We start from the raw sequence: 7,070 nt of genomic DNA, 5'->3' as shown, positions 1-7,070 counted from the left end.
CTTGATTACTTTTGCTATTGCTCCAGCCTCGAAAGACTGAAACCGCACTCGCCATCAAGCGCCCACACTTATCGGCTGTTAGTTTTTAAAGAGCACATCGCAAGACCGTCAAACCCGCCTACCGTCTTGCGTCGCTGCGTTGTCAGCAGCAGAGAAACGAGATTATGAAGAACGACCCGGTTACTGTCAACAAGAATTTCTCAACTTCTTGCCTCGCTGATCACGCCTGAAAGCTACTACAACAGACTCCAGGCACACCACCGATTCCTCTCTCCCGCTTCCTTCGCGTTCATCGAAGCGCGAAGGAACGGAATTCTAGTAAGTGATATCAAGAAGCGCAAGCGCTTTCCCAAATAAAAATCACCGATGCCTGAAGACCGGCTTACGCTTCTCGACGAAGGCGGCCATGCCTTCCTTCTGGTCCTCCGTGGCGAACAGAGAATGGAACAGCCGCCTCTCGAAATGCACGCCCTCCGCAAGCGTCGTCTCGTACGCGCGGTTGACTGCTTCCTTGGCCATCATCACGGCCGGCAACGAAAATCCAGCGATGATCGTCGCGGCTTCGATGGCCTCGTCGAGAACACGGTCCGCTCCCACCACACGCGACACCAACCCGGCCCGCTCAGCCTCGTTCGCATCCATCATTCGCGCGGTCAGACACATGTCCATTGCCTTGGCCTTCGAAACGGCGCGAGGCAGACGCTGCGTACCGCCCGCACCAGGGATAACGCCAAGCTTGATCTCCGGCTGGCCGAATTTCGCCGTGTCGGCAGCAATGATGATGTCGCACATCATGGCGAGCTCGCATCCACCGCCAAGCGCAAAGCCGGCCACTGCGGCAATGACGGGCTTGCGGATCGTCCGAATCGTCTCCCAGTTGCGCGTGATGTAGTCGCCCCGATAGACATCCATATAGGAATAGCTGGCCATCATGCCGATGTCCGCCCCCGCAGCGAACGCCTTTTCGCTGCCAGTCAACACGATTGCGCCGATGTTCTCGTCGGTGTCGAACGCCTTGAGCGCGGAGCCCAGTTCGTCCATGAGCGCGTCGTTAAGCGCATTGAGCGCCTTGGGGCGGTTAAGCGTGATGAGTCCAACCCGATCACGCGTTTCGACCAGCAGATTCTCGTAAGCCATTCACTCCTCCCTCTCTACCCTCAGGTAAGCCCTAATGAAAAGACGTCGTCACAGCATCTCGATAATGCTACCATCACCAACCAACCGGTCGGTTAATTATTAGGCCCAACATCTCTCTTCCTCGTACTCTTCTCGCGACCATGACACATCCGCTATTCACGAAGCACGAAGCGACGCTCGACAAAGCGCTCGCAGCCATCGAAACGCGCGGCTACTGGAGCCCGTTTGCCGAAACGCCGAGTCCCAAAGTGTACGGGGAAACGGCCAATGCCGACGGCGAAGCCGCGTTCAAGGCGCACTTCGGCAAGATATTCGAACTCGATCAGCCGTCCACGAGCGAGACTGTCGGCAAGGAACGCTCGCCATTCGGCATCGCACTCGACATCCGCTATCCGAAAGCCGAGCCCGACGCGCTCGTCCGGGCCGCCGCCGATGCGCAATCCGGCTGGCGCGCCGCCGGACCGCAGGCTTGGGTCGGCGTCAGCCTCGAAATCCTGTCGCGTCTGAATCGTGCCAGTTTCGAGATCGCCTACAGCGTCATGCACACGACCGGCCAGGCATTCATGATGGCTTTCCAGGCCGGCGGCCCGCACGCGCAGGACCGCGCGCTCGAAGCCGTCGTCTATGCATGGGACCAACTGCGCCGCATCCCCGCCGAAGCTCACTGGGAAAAGCCACAAGGCAAGAACCCGCCGCTCGCGATGCAAAAGCGCTTCTCCATCGTTCCGCGCGGTACCGGACTCGTGCTCGGTTGCTGCACTTTCCCGACATGGAACGGCTACCCGGGCATGTTCGCCGATCTTGCGACAGGCAACGCCGTCATCGTTAAACCGCATCCCGGTGCAATCCTGCCGCTCGCCGTTACCGTGCGCATCGCGCGCGAAGTCCTGCGTGAAGCGGGTTTCGATCCGAACGTCGTCACCCTGCTCGCCACCGAGCCTAACGACGGCGCACTCGTTCAAGATCTGGCCGTCCGTCCGGAGATCAAGCTGATCGACTTCACGGGCAGCACGCAAAACGGCACCTGGCTCGAACGCAATGCACATCAGGCGCAGGTGTACACCGAAAAGGCCGGCGTTAATCAGATCGTCATCGATTCCGTAGACGATATGAAGGCTGCCGCGCGCAACATCGCCTTCTCGCTCGCGCTCTACTCCGGGCAGATGTGCACCGCGCCGCAGAATATCTACGTGCCGCGCGATGGCATCCGCACAGCCGAAGGTCATCTCAGCTTCGACGATGTCGCGAAATCCATCGCGGGCGCCGTCCAGAAACTGGCATCCGATCCGGCGCGTGCCGTCGAACTCACGGGCGCGATTCAGAACGACGGCGTCGCAAATCGCGTCGACGAAGCCCGAACGCTCGGCGAGATTCTGCTCGACAGCCAATCGCTCGCGCACCCGGCGTTTCCTGACGCTCGCGTGCTTACTCCGCTCGTGCTCAAGCTTGACGCGCGAACCGACGAAGCCAAATTCACGAAGGAATGGTTCGGCCCGATTTCCTTCGTCGTGGCCACCGACTCGACCGCGCAATCGCTCGACCTCGCCGGCTCCATCGCTCGCACGCACGGCGCATTGACGCTATCGATCTACAGCACCGACGACAAGGTGATCGAAGCCGCGCACGAAGCGGCCATCGAGGGCGGCGTCGCGCTCTCGATCAACCTTACTGGCGGAGTGTTCGTCAATCAAACCGCAGCGTTCTCTGACTTCCACGGCACGGGCGCGAATCCGGCGGCGAACGCCGCACTGTCCGACGCCGCCTTTGTCGCGAACCGCTTTCGCGTGGTGCAGAGCCGTGTCCATGTTGCTCCGATGGCCGTGCCGGCGGTAGCTGGCCAAACGGCATAAGCCAAAACGACAACGAAGGATGCGAAGGCCGAAAAGCCGTGCAAACGGCTTATGCCATTCGGCCTAATGGAAAGCGGTGCGCCGCGCGGCTAGTATCGGAATGTGAGGGAACCGGTCAGCAATAGCCGGCGCGGCCGGTTCGGCGACAGAGGAGAAGCAATGACAGAGAAGTCCGTGTTGTTCCGCATCGATGGCGAAACGCGTGTCGCGACGCTGACGCTCAATCGCCCAGACAAGCTGAATAGCTTCACGCGCGAGATGCATCGCGAGTTGAACGAGGCGCTCACTGAAATCGAGGCGAGCAAGGCGCGCGCGCTGGTGATCACCGGCGCAGGCCGCGGATTCTGCGCGGGTCAAGACTTGGCGGATCTGGATTTCACGCCGGGCTCGAAGTCGGATCTCGGCGACCTTATCGACGAGTACTTCAATCCGCTGGTTCGCAGGCTGCAGGCCATGCGGCTGCCGGTCATCGCCGCCGTGAACGGCACGGCGGCCGGGGCCGGCGCGAACCTCGCAATGGCGTGCGACCTTGTTATCGCGGCGCGATCGGCGAGTTTCATACAGGCATTCGTGAAGATCGGCCTCGTGCCGGACTCCGGTGGAACGTGGCTCTTGCCGCGTCGCGTCGGTGAGGCGCGCGCGCTCGGCCTCGCGCTGACGGGCGAGAAACTCAGCGCGGAAAAAGCCGAAGTTTGGGGAATCGTGTGGCGTGTCGTCGAGGATGACGAACTGCAGCAAGCGGCAACGCAACTGGCCGCGCAACTCGCGCAGCAGCCGGCGCGCGCGGTCGTTGCGATCAAGCAGGCAATCCGCGCGAGCGCGAATAAGACGTTCGACCAGCAACTCGACCTCGAACGCGATCTGCAGCGCGAACTGGGTGCGTCGCCCGACTACATCGAAGGCGTTGCAGCATTCAAGGAAAAGCGCGCGCCGCGCTTCGAAGGTCTGTGAAAGCCCAATCAATCCGGAGACACCCGTGACGCCACAACAACTGGCGGAAGCCACGGCCAAGGCCATGTATGAAGCCGACGCATGCTCGCGCGCGCTGGGCATCGAACTGATCGAAGTGCGGCCGGGCTACGCGCGCCTGCAAATGGACGTGCGCCCCGACTTTCTCAACGGTCATGCGATTTGCCACGGCGGCCTGATGTTCACGCTGGCGGACTCCGCGTTCGCCTTCGCATGCAACTCACACAACATCAGCGCGGTCGCGGCGGGCTGCTCGATCGAATTTCTGCGCCCAGTGCAAGGTGGCGATCGTCTGACCGCGGAGGCGATCGAGCAGACGTTGAGCGGCCGCACCGGCATCTACGATATCCGCGTGACGAATCGCGACGGCGAAGCGGTGGCGATGTTCCGCGGCAAGTCCGCTCAAATCCGGGGCACCGTGATCCCCGCGTGACGGGAATAGTTCATCAAGCGGACGCGGCATCCAAAGGCCGCGCCGCATAGTCAGCATCAAGGAGACAGCAATGACCACACCGCTGCCGCTCGAGCCTATCGAAAAGGCGAGCCGCGACGAACTCGCGGCGCTGCAGTTCGAGCGCCTCAAATGGACGCTCAAACACGCCTACGAGAATTCTCCCGTATATCGGCGCAAGTTCGACGAAGCGGGCGTCCATCCAGATGACGCCACGTCGCTTTCGGACCTCGCGCGCTTTCCATTCACGACGAAGAAGGACTTGCGCGACAACTATCCGTTCGGCATGTTCGCGGTGCCGCAGGAGCGCGTCTCGCGCATTCACGCGTCGTCGGGAACGACAGGAAAGCCGACGGTCGTCGGCTACACAGCGCAGGATCTCGACAACTGGGCGAACCTCGTTGCGCGCTCGATCCGGGCGGCCGGCGCGCGCCGTGGCGACAAGGTTCACGTGAGCTATGGCTACGGACTTTTCACCGGCGGTCTCGGCGCGCATTACGGCGCGGAGCGTGCGGGGCTCACGGTCATACCTTTCGGCGGCGGCCAGACCGAGAAGCAGGTGCAACTGATTCAGGACTTCCGCCCCGACATCATCATGGTGACGCCGAGCTACATGCTGTCGATCGCCGACGAACTCGAGCGCCAAGGCCTCGATCCGGCGGCCTGCTCGCTGCGTATCGGCATTTTTGGCGCGGAGCCGTGGACAAACGACATGCGCCGCGCGATCGAAACGCGCATGGGCATCGACGCGGTCGACATCTACGGACTCTCGGAAGTGATGGGGCCGGGCGTGGCGTCGGAATGCGCGGAAACCAAGGACGGCCCGACAATCTGGGAAGACCACTTCTATCCGGAGATCATCGATCCCGAGACCGGCGAGGTGTTGCCCGACGGCGAATTCGGCGAGCTCGTCTTCACGTCGCTCACGAAGGAAGCGCTGCCGATCATCCGCTATCGCACGCGCGATCTGACGCGCCTTCTGCCCGGCACCGCGCGCACGATGCGTCGCATGGAGAAGATCACCGGCCGCTCCGACGACATGATGATTGTTCGCGGCGTCAACGTCTTCCCGACGCAGATCGAAGAGTTGCTGCTCAAGCGCCCCGTGCTCGCGCCGCACTATCAGATCGTGCTCACCAAGGAGGGCCCGCTCGACGTAATGACGCTGAACGTCGAGCCTTGCCCGGAGTCGGCGCCCGACCGCACCGCGCTCGAAAGCGCGAAGGCCGCGCTCGCCTACGACATCAAGGCGCTGATCGGTGTGAGCGCCGTGGTGAACGTGCTCGCGGTGAATGGCATCGAACGTTCGGTCGGCAAGGCGCGGCGCGTGATCGACCGGCGCAACAAGCCGTCCTGACGTAAAAAAGCTCGCGGGCCTTGCGGGCCGCGAGCTTTTTCAAAGACTAACCGAGTCGAATCAGGAATTCGGCATCAGCAGCCACATCCTGCCGCCCTGCTTCATGCGTCCCGCGAGATCGCCGGCGTCGTCGCCGAGACCCCAGAAGTAATCCGCGCGCACGCCGCCCTTGATCGCCGAGCCCGTGTCCTGCGCAAACACAAGACGGTTCATCGGCTGATTGCTGAGCGGACGGGTCGTCTGCAAGAACACGGGCGTGCCGAGCGGTATCGCCGAAGGATCGACCGCGATCGAACGTTCTGGCGTCAACGGCACGCCGAGCGCGCCCACCGGACCATCGCCCTGACTCGCGGTCACCGTGTCGTTCGCGGGCATCTCGCGGAAAAACACGAAACGCGGATTTACGTCGAGCAGCGCGTCGACGCGCGCCGGATTCGCCTTCGCCCATGCCTTGATGCCTTGCATCGTTGCCTGCGCGGGTGTCAACTCCCCGCGATCGAGCAGTTCCTTGCCGATCGACCGATACGGCTGATTGTTCGTGCCACCGAAGCCGACGCGCATCACGCTGCCGTCTTCCATCGTGACGCGTCCCGAACCTTGCACCTGCAGAAAGAATGCCTCGATCGGATCGTCCACCCACACCAGCTCGTTGCCGGTTAACGCGCCCGAACGTTCGAGCTGCGCTCGCGCGGGCAATGCCGAGCCAGGCTTGTACCGATACGGCCAGCGATAAAGCGCGTACTGATATACGCCATGGCGCGTGCGCGAGCCTCGCAGAAGCGGTTCGTAATAGCCGGTCACGAGGCCGTCGAGCGTGCCGTCGGTATTGGCGAGCTGAAACGGCGTGAAGTAGGTTTCGAAGAAGCTGCGCGCCGCCGACATGTCGAGGTCGTCCAGTCGCAGCGCCGCCGCGCACGCCTTCTGCCACGTGGCCTGACGCGCGAGCCGGTTGCAGTTCTGACGCAGCGCGGCTGTAGCGCCGATCAGCGAATCGTCCTGCCAGCCCGGCACCTGCTGCCAGCTCACCGCCGTCAGGCGCGACGCGGCGCGCTGTCCGGTGATGACCGGCGTGCTGGTCGCCGTGGCGGGGCCCGGCTTCACGTAACTGCCGCCTCCGCACGAGGCGAGCAGGACAGCCGTTGCAATCGATGCGGCCCAAGCCGCCAGCCGCGCGGTGGGCCGCGCGAAACGCATACAATGCTCGTTCTTGATGGGAACCGCCATGTCTGATCTGTTCGACGAATATCCAATGCTTATTTTTGCGCTCGAGTCGCTCGTGGCGCTCGCCTTGCTGATCTTCATCGTC

General features: G+C 62.6%; 6 protein-coding genes. 4 read left to right on the top strand and 2 right to left on the bottom strand.

Annotated elements, in window-relative coordinates:
• Positions 1–360: 360 nt before the first annotated feature.
• Positions 361–1,137 (bottom strand): enoyl-CoA hydratase, encoded by a 777-nt coding sequence (locus AWB75_RS19615; RefSeq protein ID WP_061125742.1) that lies wholly within the window; start codon positions 1,135–1,137, stop codon positions 361–363.
• A 140-nt stretch (positions 1,138–1,277) separates the two neighbouring features.
• On the opposite strand from AWB75_RS19615, the gene paaN reads away from it, so the two are divergent.
• The 4 genes from paaN to paaK all read left to right on the top strand — a co-directional run bounded on the left by paaN (position 1,278) and on the right by paaK (position 5,764).
• Complete coding sequence (gene paaN / locus AWB75_RS19610) at positions 1,278–2,987, top strand: phenylacetic acid degradation protein PaaN (protein ID WP_061125741.1); 1,710 nt, start codon at positions 1,278–1,280, stop codon at positions 2,985–2,987.
• Positions 2,988–3,146: 159 nt separating this feature from the next.
• Positions 3,147–3,938 carry a 2-(1,2-epoxy-1,2-dihydrophenyl)acetyl-CoA isomerase PaaG gene (paaG, locus tag AWB75_RS19605; RefSeq protein WP_061125740.1) on the top strand — a complete coding sequence of 264 codons (792 nt, stop codon included), beginning with the start codon at positions 3,147–3,149 and terminating at the stop codon, positions 3,936–3,938.
• A 64-nt stretch (positions 3,939–4,002) separates the two neighbouring features.
• Positions 4,003–4,389 carry a hydroxyphenylacetyl-CoA thioesterase PaaI gene (paaI, locus tag AWB75_RS19600; protein WP_235012163.1) on the top strand — a complete coding sequence of 129 codons (387 nt, stop codon included), beginning with the start codon at positions 4,003–4,005 and terminating at the stop codon, positions 4,387–4,389.
• 70 nt (positions 4,390–4,459) lie between these two features.
• Positions 4,460–5,764 carry a phenylacetate--CoA ligase PaaK gene (paaK, locus tag AWB75_RS19595; protein WP_061125738.1) on the top strand — a complete coding sequence of 435 codons (1,305 nt, stop codon included), beginning with the start codon at positions 4,460–4,462 and terminating at the stop codon, positions 5,762–5,764.
• A gap of 60 nt (positions 5,765–5,824) precedes the next feature.
• Here paaK and mltA read toward each other — a convergent pair whose 3' ends face one another.
• Positions 5,825–7,066, bottom strand: coding sequence for a murein transglycosylase A (mltA, locus tag AWB75_RS19590; RefSeq protein ID WP_200823004.1), 1,242 nt, complete (start codon positions 7,064–7,066; stop codon positions 5,825–5,827).
• Positions 7,067–7,070 lie beyond the last annotated feature (4 nt).

Origin of the sequence: Caballeronia catudaia (assembly GCF_001544755.2) — a bacterium.
GTDB classification, from domain to species: domain Bacteria; phylum Pseudomonadota; class Gammaproteobacteria; order Burkholderiales; family Burkholderiaceae; genus Caballeronia; species Caballeronia catudaia.
Note: the sequence above shows the minus strand (reverse complement) of the source record. Positions and strands in the feature narration are given on the sequence as shown.